This window comes from Microscilla marina ATCC 23134, from assembly GCF_000169175.1.
Lineage (GTDB): Bacteria > Bacteroidota > Bacteroidia > Cytophagales > Microscillaceae > Microscilla > Microscilla marina.
Map to the genome: position 1 here is coordinate 36791 of NZ_AAWS01000060.1, position 17839 is coordinate 54629.

The 17839-nt window shown below is 39.3% G+C and carries 13 protein-coding genes; 6 read left to right on the plus strand and 7 right to left on the minus strand.

Annotated elements, in window-relative coordinates; genetic code table 11:
• Window positions 1–44: 44 nt before the first annotated feature.
• Window positions 45–938, minus strand: a complete 894-nt coding sequence (locus M23134_RS32490) for a DUF4349 domain-containing protein (protein WP_002704054.1) — start codon at window positions 936–938, stop codon at window positions 45–47.
• 353 nt (window positions 939–1291) lie between these two features.
• On the opposite strand from M23134_RS32490, the gene M23134_RS32495 reads away from it, so the two are divergent.
• From M23134_RS32495 to M23134_RS32515, 4 genes are all read left to right on the plus strand, one after another.
• Window positions 1292–1876 carry a toxin-antitoxin system YwqK family antitoxin gene (locus tag M23134_RS32495; RefSeq protein ID WP_045114795.1) on the plus strand — a complete coding sequence of 195 codons (585 nt, stop codon included), beginning with the start codon at window positions 1292–1294 and terminating at the stop codon, window positions 1874–1876.
• Between the two features lie 379 nt (window positions 1877–2255).
• Window positions 2256–3260, plus strand: a complete 1005-nt coding sequence (locus M23134_RS32505; protein WP_075164097.1) for an MFS transporter — start codon at window positions 2256–2258, stop codon at window positions 3258–3260.
• Between the two features lie 248 nt (window positions 3261–3508).
• The gene (locus tag M23134_RS32510; RefSeq protein ID WP_002704061.1) at window positions 3509–4039 is read left to right on the plus strand and encodes a class I SAM-dependent methyltransferase; all 531 of its coding nucleotides are present in this window, start codon (window positions 3509–3511) and stop codon (window positions 4037–4039) included.
• A gap of 204 nt (window positions 4040–4243) precedes the next feature.
• Window positions 4244–6019: a hypothetical protein gene (locus M23134_RS32515; RefSeq protein WP_002704064.1), complete on the plus strand. Its 1776-nt coding sequence runs from the start codon at window positions 4244–4246 to the stop codon at window positions 6017–6019.
• A gap of 52 nt (window positions 6020–6071) precedes the next feature.
• Here the strand turns inward: M23134_RS32515 and M23134_RS32520 are convergent, their stop codons facing one another.
• Complete coding sequence (locus tag M23134_RS32520) at window positions 6072–6494, minus strand: hypothetical protein (protein ID WP_232296853.1); 423 nt, start codon at window positions 6492–6494, stop codon at window positions 6072–6074.
• A 482-nt stretch (window positions 6495–6976) separates the two neighbouring features.
• Window positions 6977–8005: a glycosyltransferase gene (locus M23134_RS32525; RefSeq protein ID WP_002704071.1), complete on the minus strand. Its 1029-nt coding sequence runs from the start codon at window positions 8003–8005 to the stop codon at window positions 6977–6979.
• A 107-nt stretch (window positions 8006–8112) separates the two neighbouring features.
• Between M23134_RS32525 and M23134_RS32530 the strand changes: the two genes are divergently transcribed.
• Window positions 8113–8340 (plus strand): DUF4177 domain-containing protein, encoded by a 228-nt coding sequence (locus M23134_RS32530; protein ID WP_157558759.1) that lies wholly within the window; start codon window positions 8113–8115, stop codon window positions 8338–8340.
• Between the two features lie 183 nt (window positions 8341–8523).
• Here the strand turns inward: M23134_RS32530 and M23134_RS32535 are convergent, their stop codons facing one another.
• Window positions 8524–11004, minus strand: coding sequence for a TonB-dependent receptor (locus M23134_RS32535; protein ID WP_002704076.1), 2481 nt, complete (start codon window positions 11002–11004; stop codon window positions 8524–8526).
• Between the two features lie 329 nt (window positions 11005–11333).
• A complete protein-coding gene (locus M23134_RS32540) occupies window positions 11334–11849 on the minus strand; it encodes an RNA polymerase sigma factor (RefSeq protein ID WP_002704077.1) in 516 nt (171 codons plus the stop codon).
• Window positions 11850–13105: 1256 nt separating this feature from the next.
• On the opposite strand from M23134_RS32540, the gene M23134_RS39280 reads away from it, so the two are divergent.
• Window positions 13106–14095, plus strand: a complete 990-nt coding sequence (locus M23134_RS39280; protein ID WP_002704079.1) for a VHL beta domain-containing protein — start codon at window positions 13106–13108, stop codon at window positions 14093–14095.
• On the opposite strand, the gene M23134_RS32550 is transcribed toward M23134_RS39280, so the two are convergent.
• Complete coding sequence (locus M23134_RS32550; protein ID WP_002704080.1) at window positions 14092–14661, minus strand: alpha-ketoglutarate-dependent dioxygenase AlkB family protein; 570 nt, start codon at window positions 14659–14661, stop codon at window positions 14092–14094. The genes M23134_RS39280 and M23134_RS32550 overlap by 4 nt on opposite strands.
• Window positions 14662–17638: 2977 nt before the next feature.
• A partial coding sequence (locus tag M23134_RS42350) for a hypothetical protein (protein WP_232296854.1) occupies window positions 17639–17839 on the minus strand: 201 nt, incomplete at its 5' end.

The window sequence follows — 17839 nt, forward strand, 5'->3', positions numbered from 1 at the left end:
ATGTGACTGATCGCCGGAACCTTTATTGCTAATATTTGCAAACTCTATCCCTTTTTGGTAAGTCGCCTGCGCAGATAACGAACACCGAAAAAGCCCCCTACACCCAATACCAACAGCGTAGGCCAGGCATAAGTCAACCCAATGATAAAGCCAAGGATGCCTTTCCAGCCGGCAACAAAACCTCGCCCCATTTTAGTGAAAAAACCATCTGAAGGAACTTCTGCGGCTTCTGTACGTTGGTATACCTCCATACTAATGGTGCTGTAGTTGATCTGATCAACCAAAAACTTGAGCCTGCCTTCTCTAGCCTCTATTTCTTCTCTGATCACCCGCAGCTGGTTCTCCACTTTGAGGATTTCTTCAATACTTTTGGCTTTTTCAAGTATTTCAAGGTAACGTTTTTCTACCGCGCGTTTGGTTTTGAGTCGGCTTTGTATGTCTACAAACTCTTCAGTAACATCTTCGGCTTTTACATTTTTGTAATCCAAAAATACTGCTTCGCGCACCATTTCGTCTAACAAGTCTTCAAATTTATCACTTTCTACCCTTACCACAATTTTGCTTTGCAAACGGTTGTATTGGCGGTCTTGTTTTGCCGATGATACATAACCTTCGTGTTTTCTAATCATTGCCTGCATTTTTGCAATACTTTTAGCCAGATTTTTTACCTGAAATCTTACATCTGCAGTTTTAATGATTTTCTGATTTTTTTTGACCAAAGGTTTAGGGGTTTTTACGTTTTGTACCTGCAGTATTTTCATTTTGTGTGCCGCAGTGCCATCGCCTTTAGAGCCTGTTTTTTTAGTACTGGAGACTGTCTTTTCTTCTGAATGGATAGTCATTTCTTCTTTTGACTGAGCTCCGTTATATTGCTTACTGCCACAGGCAGCCAGCCATAACATACAACTCATCAAGAGCCAATAATTCAATGTTTTCATAGTGTTTCAATTGTAAGTTTATTTGAGTGTTTTTCAGTGTTGCCATTTTATACTGCCTTTGACTTAAAGTAACCCAGTATGCTATAGTTTATGTTTTTTTTTGGTCAAAAACCTACAAGCTCCCAATCTTTCATAGGCATTTATATCCTTAAAAGGTAAATTCATCGTTATTTTTGAAGTAAATAAATATTATCTTTGTTACTCATATAAGCCTTACTCGTTATATTTATACATACTATATCCACAGTGTGAATACTGAGAGGCTTTCTAACATTGAGAAATGCTGTATTTTGAAAAACAACTTGCAAAGTACAGTGTTAATAAGCACCAAATAACAAAAAATGACAATCGCCATGGCAAAAATTTTATTATTTGCATGGGTTTTACATTTTCCCATGAACCACCCCATTTATAACAACTCTTTTGATGAAAAAATCAGTTGTTATGGAAGTTTTGTAGGGGATATTAAACAAGGCTACTGGAAGTGCAGGTATACCAATGGCAACACTTTAAGAGAAGGGGCTTATCTGCATGGCAAACGCCACGGATACTGGAAGTTTTACCATCGAAACGGCGTACTGGCTGCCGATGGATATTATAAAGTAGGAGAAGAAACCGGTATTTGGTATATATACGATGATCAGGGAAACCTGCTTCACGAGCGAGAAGATGGATTGTGGGGTACTGAAGGAACCGAAATTACTTGTAGTGGAAGCGTTTTGGGGGATCAGAAAGAAGGTTTATGGATATGTTTTTATGACAATGGAAATAAACTACAAGAAGGCGCCTATTTTAAAGGCAAGCGTGATGGATACTGGCGTATGTTTCATCAAAATGGCAAGATTGCGGCTGAAGGCCCTTATATAAAGGGCGAAGAGGTAGGCCGCTGGAAAATATACAATGAAGAAGGTTCGCTTATAATGGAGCGCAACGATTAAGTTTATAAACAGTATTATAAGAGACTTTTAGCAGACCCTGATATACACATATCAGGGTTTTTCTTTTGCCTTCAATTCACCTTTCGTTGCAACTAATTTCAAGTTTTGTTTGTTTATCGGGTGGCAATGCAATTACTCAATACTTTATATACTTTACATGCGTGAACTATTATCTTTAAGAAAACCCAGTTTCTGCTGTTGGGCAACATTTTGAGTCACATGGGCAGCGGCATTGCCCTGATCGCCATTCCGTGGTTGTGGTAAAGCACCCTAACGGCGAACAAATTTTTGGCTATGCTACCATGGCAACTGCGCTTATCACTATGCTGATGTTGCTCTATACCGGATCGTTGATTGATAAGTTTTCCCGAAAAAAATATTGGTATTGGCTGAAGTTTTTGGTCTTTTGTGCACCCTGGTCATTGTTTTTGTTGAATGGGAGCACACACAACCAGCCGTAGTTTCATTAGTGGCTATGTTGCTTTTTAGCAGTATGGTCTACAGTGTACACTTTCCCACCCGTTTTGCTTTTACCCAAGAGTTGTTTGAACCCCACCAATACCAACGCTTGAATAGTTTGCTGGAGATTCAAGGACAAATCGCTTTTATGGTAGCAGGTGCTTTGGGCGGGGTATTGGTAGAAGTGACTACATTTGCCAATGTAATGTTGATAGATGCCATTACCTTTGGACTAGGGGCATTGTTTTTTGCTGCCATTCCTTATCAACCAGTGCTCAAAACCCTTGCTGAGGTAAAACCTGTTTGGCAAAATGTAAAAGAAGGGATAAGCTTTATTAAGACCTATCGCCATACCACCAGTTTTTTTGTATACACCATGTTGCCCTTTATTGCAGTATTAATTGGCATGTATTTGGTGCCTATATATGTTGCCAAAACCCTCAAAGCCGATGCCTTGGTATATGGTTGGCACGAGGTAATATGGTCTGTAGGTGCCATCATAGCCGGGCTTACCATTCCTATACTCACAACCAGGGTACAAGGCCGGGTATTGGTTATCTGGAGTGTACTGTTGTATAGTATGTGTGTATTGGCGTTGGTGTTGAATACCTCGGTAGGTGGTTTTTTGATCATTAGCTTGCTTATGGGCTGGGGCAATGCTGGTAGGCGGGTAGCACGTGCTACTGTCATGATGGAAAGCATTGACAATCGCATGATTGGACGAATGAACTCTACCCTGATGTCGTTTGGCAAACTGTTGCAGGTATTTTTGGTGTATGGTTTTACCCTTGTTATTCCGGTTTGGGGAACCAAAGGTGCTTTTGCGGTATTAGGTGTGTTGTTGTTGTTTACCTGTTGGGGAGCATGGCAAAGCAATAAGTGTTTTGTAAGCAGTATTTCGACTAAAGTAGCAGCAGGCGATTAAAGTAGTAACAAGTTGTTAGTTTTAAGCCCCGACAAGGTTCTAGGTACACCTTGTTTAACTGCGTTGAGCTCATCACAGCAAGCTGCTGTAGATTCGGTTCATGGGTAATTAACAAATTTATATTATACTCATTTTCAATGGTTTATACATTTGTTAGTTTTAAGTGATAAGTAGGCACGCCTTACATTTTAATAGGCCACTTTTGCCAGCAGAGCTGCGAATAACTGTGGCTTTAAAAAATAAAAAAAATGGAAACAATCGATACAATCAAACTATTAGGGCAAGTGCCCAACCAAGCACCGCAAGTATGGGCAGATATAGGAGCAGGTACAGGAGTATTTACGGTAGCCTTGCAAATGTTGTTGGCACCCCAAAGTACTGTATGGGCAGTAGACAAAAACCCTCATGTATTGTGGAGTTTGCCTAAGCAAAATGAAGTAAATATAAGCGTAGAAGAAGGCAATTTTGAGCGGGCAATGGATTTACCCTTGTTTGATGGCATTGTAATGGCAAACGCCTTGCATTATGCTACTGACCCTGCTGTGGTATTGCAAAATGTATTGCAACACCTCAAGCCCTCTGGCACTTTTATTCTGATAGAATACGATACCTCAATACCCAACCCGCCTTGGGTGCCCTATCCTGTAAGTCTGGCGCATTTTCAGAAACTTGCCTCTCAGCTAGGGCTCAACTCTCCCAAAGAATTGCATCGGGTAAGTTCTCAGTATGGGCAAAACAGCATTTATTCGGTATCGTGCCAATCACTTCAAAAATCCTGAAAAAGGGTTTTTAAGATTTTCAAATATGCCACTAATAACGAGGAACCCTGGCAAAAAGCGAGCAGGTACAATGCCAGACTTCTAGTTCATTACATCAACCATTCATAAACTCAAATGCTGCTTTCATAAACTCAGCAGCCCTCTTTTGCGGCAAATGGCGTATTTTTAGCTTACAGATACAGAAAAAAACTATACAATATCTCCATGCGCAAACAATACAGCCTGTTAATACTTTGCTGGTGGCTTACATTCGTTGCCCAGGCACAAACCAAGGTGATCAATATACAGTCGCCCATTAATGGCAAAACTGTGAGTTTTACCGAGTTTTTAGATGCACTCGAACAAGCCAACCAACGAGTGCCCCAAGATGGGAAAAAATATGATTATATTGTTCAAGATGTGAAAGTCCGTTTTGTGCAAGAGATTGACAAGGCAGGAATGGATCAGCGTTTTTTTAGCAATGGTCCAGAGATTGTCATTCGCCCCGATTTGCGTATTTCTAAGATAGACTGGGACTCTCAGTTTTGGTTTGTGCCCCGCAATATCACCTTTGCCGGCAACGTATATATTACCGAAACCCTGCGAATGAAGGCTATTTTCACCGAATGTCGTTTCAAAAAAGCGTTGGCGTTTCTGAGCAATGATGGCGACTTCCTTGACTTTAAGAAGTGTGACTTCAACGGAGGCTTTCGTATGCAACGCAGCTCGTTGATAGACCACCTCAAAATAGACAGTTGTCGTTTTGACATTGCCGAAAACCTAGAGTATGGGGTAGTAGCGATGGGGCTCGAACCGCGCATTTTTTTGATAGACAACAAAGCCAATAACCTTGACTTGAGTATTTCAAACACTACTTTTAATGTGCATCCCAAAAAACGCTACAATCCTCAATACTTTGTTTCGCTGCGCAACTCGGTATTTAGCAATCTTAAGTTCGTAAACAGCCAGATCAAAACCTCGCTCGACCTGCAAAACTCCTCTATTAGCAACAACTTTCAGCTAAACAGTACCCAGGTGCACGACTATATTTTACTATTTGGGCTCAATATCAACCCCTTGGGTACCCGGCTCGACTGGAAACTGGTAGAAAAACGCATTGCGTATTATGATGCCCAACAAAAAAAGCTCTTTAGCATCCACAATCTCAAGCAAATACCCCTGAACATTTTCAATGATTTATTCAGCAGTTATGCCATTGTATATGCTGCCTTTAAGTCTCAGGGCAACCGCTATAGTACCAATCAGTGTTATATAGAGTGGAAAAATGTAGAAACCCAATATCTGAAAAAACTCTACGAAAAAGACCGCAACGCTGAAACCTATTTTACTTATTGGATGAATGTGTTTTTGAAGGTGTTTTGTGACTATGGTACCAACCCGCTTAAGTCGTTGTACATGTCGTTTTACGTGTTATTGGTGTTTGCCTTGGTGTATTTCTTTTTACCCCACCAGTTTGGCTATGCCCGCAACAATTTTTATGAAAACCTTCGGCGTTTTAGCAACTATTTGCGCCATCCTGAAGAGTTTTTTAAGGTCATGCAAGCTAAGAAAGCCGAAATGAGCAAACGCCACAGCAAAGTCAAAGACTTTGTGGAAGGAAACAAGCGTAATAAAGCCCCGTTTTACTTCAACCTGATTGCCTTGCCTGATAATATTTTGTATCAGGCAGGCAAAGCTTCCAACAATTTTGTAGTGACATATATGCGATGGGTACACAAGCTCAAAAAATCGGGCAACCAACTGGCGGGGGGACTTGCCAATGTGTTATTTTTTCTACTCATATTTATCATTGTACTGGAAAATCTCATTTTCCGAGCTTTAGACTCTACCGCCCTGAGCATCAATATTTTTACTACACTGGGTTTTGGCAATACCGACGCCAAAGGGTTGCCTATGTATCTGACAGTACTGGAAGGTTTTATTGGTTGGTTTTTATTAAGTTTTTTCAGTTTATCGCTGATCAGCCAGTTAATTAATTAACTTGATAAAACAGGCGAACAGACGAAAAAAGCAGCCCTCAACCTCCTGAAGACTACGCCTTGGCAGAACGCCACAAAGGACCTACTGCCAATAGTAAAATCAGTACGTTAAACAAAACATTGGATGCATTGCCAGAGGCAATAGAGCCCGCACTGTCGAGCACAAACCACGACAAGGTGCCAATGAGCACGCTTTTGCGAATAGCTTCTGGTGCCTTATCGTATGCCCATACAGATAAACACCAAATCATTACGCCCCAGCCCAAAAGAAAGCCACCAGTAAGTGCCGATAAAAACCGGGTATCGGCCGAGGCATAAGTCGTTGCTCCATCAATTGGCCAACTCAGTAAATCAAGCGTCCAGCGGGCAGGTTCGGCGGTGGCTACCATAGTGCCCAGGAAAAATACAGGACCAAAAGACCCTACTACTATCGCGGTAATTTTTAACCAAAACTTATGAAATTGGTGAGACATCATACCATGCTGACTGTTTTTTGTATGTTCCTTCATCATCATTTGTTTAGTAAAAGGCAAAAAAAATAAAAATGTTCTAAGTGATCTTTCATAAATAATTTGAGCCATTAAAGTGTATCTATTGCCCTCATTCTTCTCAAAAAAAAAGCTTCATAGCTTTGGCTATGCACCGTTTTTTTTGAATCGTCTGAGAACAATATATTTTCTTGAATTGGCACATCTTATTTTTTCCAGATCACTAATAGAATAAAACATCCCCGTTGTGCGGGATTTACAACTTGTGGGCAGTGCAAATACTTTTGCCTTGCCCAAGGTTGTTTTGAATGACAAGGTTAGAGAAAAAACAGGAGGTATTTTAGACGCTACCGTCTAATAGACAAATGAAAAAAGATGAGAAGTGCGATAAAATAGGCAAGTTGGGTAAGATTATCAACGCAGAATTTTTCCAGAGAATAAAAATAATACCACTCTACGCTACACTGTTTTTACCTTAACCGTGAGGCAAACCAGCGTTTTACTTTGTGATAAATATGATAAAACCAATAAACGTTTATTTTATTTTTAGATAATAAGACGATGGTTTCTGTAAGTTTTGTAGTTGAATTCAGTTTTTTTAATAAGTCATTAAATGAAAATACCAAATCAAAGTGTTGAGTATAAAACGCCAACCGTAAGTGATAAGATACTTGGCGCGACAGTGCCAGGTTTTCGGAAGGGCTGGTATTTAGCTCAAAAGCCTTATAAAAAACTTGAAGGGTGCTTTCTAAATGCGGGTTCATTTTGTTTCGGTAAAATGCACTTGATAGTGAATTTCTTACAACACGCTTCATGGTGGTTACCTCATCTTGGTACTTATACAAATAATGCCGAGAAGTAGATACCCAAAAATCAAAGTCCTCGTAGCTTAAGTCTTCATTATAGCCCCCCATTTGTTGCAATGTGTCTGTCCGCATCATCATTGTAGCTGTATTGATAAAATACCTACTCAATACTTCAGTATATACATTGCCTTGAGGCACAGCTACCTTGCTTTTTCCAGCTTTATCTACTGGATAGTGATAATTTAATATATCGCCAGCTTCGTTGATGTTTACTGCGTTGCTAAACACCACTGCGTATTCTTTGGGTAAAGACTCAAACAAAAGTACCTGTTTTTCTATCCGGTCGTCCAGCAATACATCGTCAGCTGCCAGGTCTATAATATATTTACCTTGAGCAATTTTCAGCCCTGCATTAAAAGCCTTACAATTGCCTTGATTTTGTTGGATTTTGATAAAAACAGGTGGTTTTGGCAACTTAAATACTTTATTTTGCGTTTCTTTAGCTGTAGAACTTACATCAATATCATCTAACACCTCTTCAATAATTTTTACACTGCCATCAACACTGGCATCGTCCACTATTATCAACTCAATATTCGAATAGGTTTGCAAAAAAACTGAACGAAGTGCCTCAACCACAAATTTCTCGTGGTTATAACACAAACAAATAACAGATACTAAAGGTGCTTGCATAAATTATTGTGTAAAAGCAACTTAGGTAATAAACAATACAAATAATCGTTTCAAATAAACGCTTGTGCTGCTATATTTGTATGGTCAAAATCCAAATCACCAAAAATATGAAAAATACAAAGCTTGAATACAAAATCATTACCACCAGTGGAACCAACCAAACCCCTGCTAATATTGACAAAGCAATTGCAAATGCTGGCGAAGAGGGTTGGGAGGTTACCAGTATCTCGCATGATAAACATCCCAGCGACCAAACCAAAACTGAGGAAATCATGTGCGTATTGAGACGAGAAGTAAAAGCCAAAGCTGCCCAAAGGGTAAAAACACAAGCTTAGGCTACAAATATAGATATAATTGCATATCACTGTTTTAAATACACATTTTTATCTGCCTTGTCATACTTTTGACAAGGCATTTTTTTGTTAAGCCAAAAAAAGCTGCATAGGGACAACCTATGCAGCTTTTTTAATGATTTTAAGTAAGTAACCAATAGTATTTAGTTGCTCTTGACCAATGGGTTAAAACTTATAAGTAAAGTTAGCCAATAATGTACGCGGCTGTTGTGGGTTGATCGTAGTCCAACCTTTGTAATAAAAGTGGTTGCCCATGTTATTAAGCTTCAGCCCTATACGGAACTTATCGCCTTGATAATATACCGATTGATTAAAAATGGTATAAGCAGGCAACATAAATTCACCTGCGGCTGGTTCGCCTGCCATTACATTTTGCTCACTGGCTCCGTTGAAACCAAACCCAATACCAAAGCCTTTAAGTGCACCCTTAGGAAACTCAAAGTTTGCCCATAAGTTATACAACATCTCAGGACCAGCCCCGCCAAAGCGAGTGTTGGCAAGCTCAGGCTGAGAAGGTGAATTAGTGATTTGAGCATCATTGTTACTAAATCCACCTCTTAAGTTAAAACCATCAAATGGGTTTACATTTACTTCTACTTCAAAGCCTTTGCTTCTTACGGTACCATTTTGCACCTTGGCTGGACCAAAACCTATCACTTTGTTATCTACTGTAATATCATAATAACTTACAGTCAATTCTACTCGATCGTCAAATAGGTTGGTTTTAGCACCTACTTCTATCTGGTTGGCTTGCTCCAGGTCAAAATTACGCAACACCAAGTCTGATGTAGGATTGTTAGGGTCAGAAGGTACCAACTCTGGGTTTACGTTAGTAAAACCGTTTTGATAGTTGGCAAATAACGACAACTGGTTAAGTATGGGTTGGTATACAATGCCAAACTTAGGCGAGAAAGTTGTTTGAGTGTAAGCCTGTTCGTCATCTGCGGTAGTATTTAAATCACCTTCATAGTCAAACATATCAAAACGAACACCTGCCATCAACGAAAGTGCAGGAGTGATATTGACTACATCAGATATATAAGCACTGAACACATTTTGGCGTACTCTAGTATTGACAGGTGCCGAGTTGCTTAGCAATCGTTCAACCGAAGCCTTGGTTAAATAAGTAGGCGTTGTCTCAATGTTGTTAGGTAGGGTAGGGGTAAAAATTGGGTTTGTATTAGGATTGTCATAGTTTACTACATTACCGCGAGGGTCTACATTGTGTACAAAAGCAAAAGCAGTATTATTGCTTATCACAGTGCGGCTAAAGTAGTCTACACCTACCACCATACGGTTACGAATGCTGCCTAGCTTAAAATCACCAATAAAGTTTTGCTGTAAGTCATAAGTAGAGGTGATGCCGTTTTCTCGACGCACATTTAAGCTAAAAGTACGACTGTTAGGGTTTATAAACGCGCTGGCGCCTGGTTGAACATTATCTACCACTGCACTCATGGCATCATTCCATAAGTAAGAGTAGTGTCCAGTAGATTGGGTGCGGCTACCTGATAATACAGTTTGTGAACGCCATTGGTCAGAGATTTTATAGTCTGCCTCCATCCGGTAATTTGCCGTAGGTGTTTTCAAGGTCAAATCATTGCTGGTCATCGATTGCTCATAGTCGTAATTTAGCTCTGCCAGGTTATTCCATTCTGTGGGTACACTACGGTTCAAAAACAAAAAGGTAGGGTTGGTTTGTTCTGCTTGCGATATTTCAGAGTAAAGCGAGAATGAAAGCCTATTATTTACTTTATAGCTGATAGAAGGAGCAACAAACAACGACTTTCTGAATCCGGCATCCTGAAAGCTATTCTCAGTGTGGTAAGCCGTATTAATTCTAAAGTAAATCTTTTCTTGCTTGTCTAGAGGAGTGTTTACGTCTAGTACCAATCGGTTGAGCCCAAAAGAGCCAGTAGTATAAGATACCTCTCCACCAAAATCTTTATAAGGTTTTTTTGTCACTACATTGATCAAGCCGCCATAAGAGGTAATAGTACTGCCAAACAGTGTAGCCGAAGGACCTTTGATTACTTCTATACGCTCAATGTTTGAAGGGTTGATAATCCCATTGGTAATACCTGGCAATCCATTGACTAGTTGGGGTTGTACCGAAAAGCCTCGCAAAGCATAATACCCGGCACCGTCGCCATCGCGTCCGGTAGATGCCCATAATTTGTCTACCCCTACGGCGTTTTTCAAAGCATCTTCAAAGTTGGTCACCGTTTGCGACACCAACAGTTCATTAGTAACGGTGCTATATACCTGGGCATTTTCTATATTGCGCAGAGGCAGTTTAGATACATAAGCACTCTTTTTTCGTGAGAATTGATTTCTTCTTTCACCTTGTATTACTACCTCCTGTAGTATTTCATTACCTTCGTATAAAGTAACCGTAGGTACGGCGATGGCTTGGGTGCCGCTTACGTTTACCGTTACTTCTTTGGTTTTATAGCCCACAAAAGAAAATACCAGTGTTTGTGCACCGGCTTTTGATGGGAGGCTAAATTGCCCATTAGCATTGGTGAGGGTACCATTAGTCGTTCCTTTTATCACAATAGTTACCCCGGGGAGTGGTTTACTATTATTGTCATTTACTTTGCCTGTCAACACTTGGCTATATGCTTGTGCAAACAGTAGAACCATTAGCATGCACGTTATATAAGTAGTTTTTGCCTTCATTTGTATTTATTTAGACTAATTATAAATAATAATCGCCGCGAAAGTAGGCAACACCACCTAAAAAGTAAAGCGTTGGGGAATGAAATTTTTGAATAAAGGTGATAGGAATCCTTAAAATATAAAACAAAAAAGTGAAACTAGTATTTTAAGAAGTGACAAAAAAAGAGTTAAAAAGAGGAGTTTTTAATTGTAAGTACTTGATAGATAGTGCTTTAAGGTAAAATACCCATCGTCTTGTTGCCAAAACAGATGGGTAAACTTGGGTAAATGCAGTATAGAAAATTTTTGCAACACTACTTGTCAAGGTAGCCGTATTGTTTAAGGCTCCCCTTTAACATTTGTCGTGCCATGTGGATACGGTTTTTTACGGTGCCAATGGGTATATCCAATGCTTCTGCTATTTCCTGGTATTTAAATCCCTTAAAATAGAGCTTAAATGGCACCCGGTATATCTTCTTTACCTTATCTATAGCAGCGTTTATTTCTTCCATAGCAAAGTTAGAGTATGCCTTATTCTCTATAGTTTTGTCACTGGTGTTTAATATATGTTGGTTGTCCGTTTGGTCTAGCAGGGTTTTACGCCGGGCAACACGTTGATAATTGGTGATAAAAATATTTTTCATAATGGTATACAACCACGCCTGAAGGTTAGTACCTTCCTTAAACTTTTCGCGATTTACAAAAGCCTTGATCAATGTTTCCTGCATCAAATCATTGGCTTGTTCTATGTCTTTGGTCAATTTGATCGCCACAGGCTTCAAATTAGCCGAAACTTTATCTATAGTGTTAAACTCAAGTGTATTATGCATAATTGTCCTTGTCTTTTGTTGAGTAAATAATCTCAGGAGCTCGGCTAAAGTTCCATTTACAAACACTTACGTAGCAATATAATCGGATGTTCTGTACTTTCAAAAATAAATGAAAGATTTAACAAGCTTTTCACAAATCTACTTTGAAAATTGAAAAATAATAAACGTAAGCTTCGAGAAATAAGTGATTTGCTTGCCTAAAATAGTGAAACAAAGCAAGCTAAAAATAATAGGGTGGTGGGTGTTTGCTTATGCAGCAGCTACCGCTGTTTTGCATTAAAAACGGCTATCGTGAGGTGGTTTATAAAGAAGGCTTGATGGAGGACAAAATAAAAGCAGGGGAGAGGTACAAAAAAACTCTTTCGCTGTGTTAAGTCTTTCCGAAGGGCGACTTGAAACCATTGATTACCAGAGGTCTCCAGACTTCCCCTGCAAACAAGTTCGCATAGGCGTCAACTTAACTTTTCAAGTGAAGGCTTTAAATGCTTGATAAACAATGCCTTAAGTTAAAAATAAGTACCTTTTAGAGTTACTTGATCTTGATGCTTTAGGAACACACGCGAGGACATGTGCGCCAGCCGTTCAAGAAAGCCCCTGAGGTGCTTTAAATAAGGTGTTTTATTACCTAACAATAAGTTTAAGTAGTATTTCTAAGGAATGGTGAGAAATTAAATTGCTATTCTTGAGGTAGAGGTTTTGTTTTGAGACGAGGCTATTTTTTGCGCCCATAGCAGCGCTACGGTCAAAAACCGATGGCTACAGCTACGCTGTGCCGAGCTCTGCCAAAGGCTAAAAATAACGAAGTATCAAGGCAATAAATCACCTCTCAGGGTGTAAATTTATTTTGGTACTATTCCTAAGTACACTGTAAATTAAGTAAGTTGTTATTTAGTTCGAGTTTATTTTGTTTGCTGGCGATCTTTACAAATAGAGCATAGCCAAAGCTACGCGATTTTTGTAAAGAGAAGTCAGAGGGCAAAAGAAGCCGAAAAAAGCATAAGATATTTATTTTACAGTGTACTAAGACGCACAACTGAGGCAAATGTCACCAGTAATAGAAAAAAGTTTTTGCTTTTTCGGCAATAATTACTCAAACGGTGTGTATATCTAGTACTGATGTAAAAGGTGTAGTTATTTGTCAGCGTTGTTGACGGTAAATCACTTAGATAGTCAGCGTTTGAACCAGGTAATTGTATGACAGTGATTGATTGCTATTGCTGTATTTAGACTGCCTACTTTAACAAACCCTTAAAATTATGAGAATCTTTATTTTGTTGTTGATCTCCTACTGTACTCATTTTAACAGTGTATTTGCTCAAAAAGCCCAAAGTCTAAGCGATTATAAAATACATAACCTCAGTGGTTTTCAGGTATATGTTCAAAAAACAGCTTTGACCCAACACCCCCATTTTACTAAACAAGCTGTCAGCTTATTAAAGCAGAAGTTGTTAACTATCAGTAAATTGCCCTTAAAGAGGCCTGCTGAAAAACATCTGAAAACTGTACGTATTTTTATGGATTGGAGCGCCAATACCCAAAAAGCTGCACAATATCATATCAGCAAGCAGTGGTTAATGAACAACGGATACATTCCTGAAATGGCAAAAGCAGTACACATCTCAAGCATTCAAAACTTTGTTAACTGGAGCAAACAAAATCAACCTGAAATGATCTTGCACGAACTGGCGCATGCTTATCACGACCAGGTGCTTGGTGATGGGCATAAAGGGATTAAGCAGGCGTATGATAAGGCAATGAAATTGAAACTCTATGAAAGTGTAGGCTATGATGCAGGCAATGGCAGTAAAGTAACCAAGGCCAAGGCTTATGGAGCCAACAATCATCACGAATACTTTGCTGAACTCACTGAGGCCTTCTTTGGCAAAAATGACTATTATCCTTTTACTAGGAAAGACCTCAAGTTCCACGATCCTAAAGCTTATGCCTTGCTGACAAAAATATGGCAAGACAAAAAACTGAGTACCCACGTAAATACGTCAAGTAAAAAATCGCAGCAAAGCAGTAAGCGAGCTACTTTGTTGTTAAAAAATAAAAGTAATGGCTTGTTATATGTTTACTGGGTAGACTTTCACGGGAAAGAAATCTTTTACTTTAAAATAAGGGCAGGGCAGGAGGTAAAACAGGCGACTTATATCAAACATTTATGGCGTTTGAAAAATACAGAGGGGCATTTAGTAAAAGAACTAAGACCAAGTCAAAGTTACCAAAAGGTGGTGATAGACTAAGTAACAACTTTCCTAAACGTGAGGTTTAGACGAGCTTCTGTTTTATCTTTTTCGATGGGAACTTTGTGTACATATACATGTTGCATGTCGCCTTGCATAATCACAATATCTCCACTGTGTAATGTGAATTTATGGCGGTCATCATGGTGGGTTTTATGCCGTACCCAAAAGTCCCTCGATTCGCCAAATGACATAGAAACAATGACTGGGTTGGTTCCTACACAAGAATCATCGTCTGAATGCCAGTTTACCCGATCGTTACCATCGCGGTAATATTGCAGCACCAATGCGTTGAATTGTACTGAAGCTAAGTTTTCTGCGACTGTTTTTAGTTCCAGCAAAAAGTCTGTCCAAGGCTCTGGGTTAAATACTAGTCCTGAGTAATTATAAGACTTCTCACCATAATTAGCCGTCAGGCGAGGCAAATCTACTATCTTTCCTTCGTTGTTGTGGCTTTTTTGTAACCACTTAATTTCTTTGAGCAACTTATCGAATGTTTGTTGGCAGTATTTTAGATCAAAATAGTTTTGGTAAATGACCAGGCGGTTATCGAAGTAAGTGTTCACGGTGTATAAGTTGTTTGCGTTAACAAGTAATACAAAATTACTCAAAGTCGCTAAAGTAAAAAACGAGACCCTAACAGAATCTCGTTTTTCTTTCCTAACCACAAAGCTTATTAAATATCTTTGGTTAGTATATATTCAAACCAAAGACCAAAAGCATTTTGGTGTGAAAAATATTTTTTAAGTAATTGATAATCAGTGCAATAAAATTTAATTTTTTTACTGTCACGAAAATGGGAGGGCTACAAAATCGCAGCTTTTATACGTTATTTCATAATTAGTGCGGTATTTCGTTAGTAGGAATAACCCCTTGTGGTTGCTCCACCCTCCGCGAAGGTCTTACCGTAGGGTGACCTGAGCATAAAGTCAGGAGTTAGGAGTCGGTCGTCAGTAGCTTTCACTGCCTGATGTGTAAAATTTTATCAGAATGCTTGCTCCATCATTTAGCAAACAACCCCAATACTATCCTCCGCGAAGGTCTTACCGCAGGGTGACCTGAGCATAAAGTCAGTAGTTGGGAGTCGGTCGTCAGTAGTTTTCATTTCGCGTCATACACCATTGATAAAAGCTTTTTCACCCCATCATTTAGCAAACAACCCCAATACTATCCTCCGCGAAGGTCTTACCGCAGGGTGACCTGAGCAATGCTATTCGAAACCTGATAAACGACTTATGTAAGAATTGTTGGAGTAGATTGGTCATACACAGTGAAACAAGAGAATATTTCAGAAAGGGCACTAAAGTAAAAAACGAGACCCTAACAGAATCTCGTTTTTCTTTCCTAACCACAAAGCTTATTAAATATCTTTGATTAATATATATTCAAACCAAATACCAAAATCATTTTAGCTTGAAAAATATTTTTTAAGTATTTGATAATCAGTTCAATAAAAAATTATTTTTTTATTTCCACGAAAATGGGAGAGCTGTAAAATAGTGGTTTTCATACGTTATTTCGTAATAGTTTCGGTATTTCGTTAATGGGAACAATCCCTTGTGGTTGCTCTCCTTCGTGAAGGTCTTACCGCAGGGTGACCTGAGCAATTCCATTCGAAACGTTGTGTACAACTTGTGTAAAAGCTTCTAACAGTTTGTCGGTATGCTTGTTCAATCATATAGCAACCAACCCTAATACTACCCTCCGCGAAGGTCTTACCGCAGGGCGACCTGAGCAAGGCTAAAGTTGGTAGTCGGTCGTCAGTAGTTTTCACTTCGCGCCATACACCATTGATAAAAGCTTTTGGGTTGGCAAGTGTAGGTCAGGCTAAGGCCCAAAGACCCACACCTGAGACGGTATTTTTTGGTTGAACTGCTTATGACGAGGTTAAGGTAAAATAAGGCAAGAGAGCAGGGTAATCCCTTGTGGTTGCAACCAACAAGTGTAATAGAGAAATGATCATTTGGAACGGGTACTAAAGTAAAAAACGAGACCCTAACAGAATCTCGTTTTTCTTTCCTAACCACAAAGCTTATTAAATATCTTTGGTTAGTATATATTCAAACCAAATACCAAAAGCATTTTAGCTTGAAAAATATTTTTTAAGTAATTGATAGTCAGTGCAATAAAATTTCATTTTTTTGTTTTCACGAAAGTGGGTGAACTGCAAAATAGTGATTTTTATACGTTATTTCGTAATGGTTTCGGTATTTCGTTAGTGGGAACAATCCCTTGTGGTTGCTCTCCTTCGTGAAGGTCTTACCGCAGGGTGACCTGAGCAATTCCATTCGAAACGTTGTGTACGACTTGTGTAAGAGCTTCTAACAGTTTGTCGTGCTTGTTCAATCGCATAGCAACCAACCCCAATACTACCCTCCGTGAAGGTCTTACCGCAGGGTGACCTAAGCAATGCTAAAGTCAGGAGTCGGTCGTCAGTAGTTTTCACTTCGCGCCATACACCGTTAATAAAAGATTTTGGGTTGGCAAGTGTAGGTCAGGCTAACGCCCAAAGACCCACACCTGAGACGGTATTTTTTGGTTGAACTGCCTATGAGGAGGTTAAGGTAAAATAAGGCAAGAGAGCAGTTCAACCAACAAGTGTAATGGATAAATGACCATTTGGAATGGGCACTAAAGTAAAAAACGAGACCCTAACAGAATCTCGTTTTTCTTTCCTAACCACAAAGCTTATTAAATATCTTTGATTAGTATATATTCAAACCAAAGACCAAAAGCATTTTGGTGTGAAAAATATTTTTTAAGTAATTGATAATCAGTGCAATAAAATTTAATTTTTTTATTTTCACGGAAGTAGGTGAACTGCAAAATAGTGATTTTTATACGTTATTTCGTAATGGTTTCGGTATTTCGTTAGTGGGAACAATCCCTTGTGGTTGCTCTCCTTCGTGAAGGTCTTACCGCAGGGTGACCTGAGCAATTCCATTCGAAACGTTGTGTACGACTTGTGTAAGAGCTTCTAACAGTTTGTCGTGCTTGTTCAATCGCATAGCAACCAACCCCAATACTACCCTCCGTGAAGGTCTTACCGCAGGGTGACCTAAGCAGTGCCATTCGAAACACCATACACGACTTGTGTAAGGACTTCTGGGTTGGCAAGTAGGTCAGGCTAACGCCCAAAGACCCACACCTGAGACGGTATTTTTTGGTTGAACTGCTTATGACGAGGTTAAGGTAAAATAAGGCAAGAGAGCAGTTCAACCAACAAGTGTAATAGAGAAATGATCATTTGGAATGGGCACTAAAGTAAAAAACGAGACCCTAACAGAATCTCGTTTTTCTTTCCTAACCACAAAGCTTATTAAATATCTTTGGTTAGTATATATTCAAACCAAAGACCAAAAGCATTTTAGCTTGAAAAATATTTTTTAAGTGATTGATAATCAGTAAAATAAAATTTTATTTTTTTATTTTCACGGAAGTAGGTGAACTGCAAAATAGTGATTTTTATACGTTATTTCGTAATGGTTTTGGTATTTCGTTAATGGGAACAATCCCTTGTGGTTGCTCTCCTTCGTGAAGGTCTTACCGCAGGGTGACCTGAGCAATTCCATTCGAAACGTTGTGTACGACTTGTGTAAGAGCTTCTAACAGTTTGTCGTGCTTGTTCAATCGCATAGCAACCAACTCCAATACTACCCTCCGTGAAGGTCTTACCGCATGGTGACCTGAGCAGTGCCATTCTAAACACCATACACGACTTGTGTAACGACTTCTGGGTTGGCA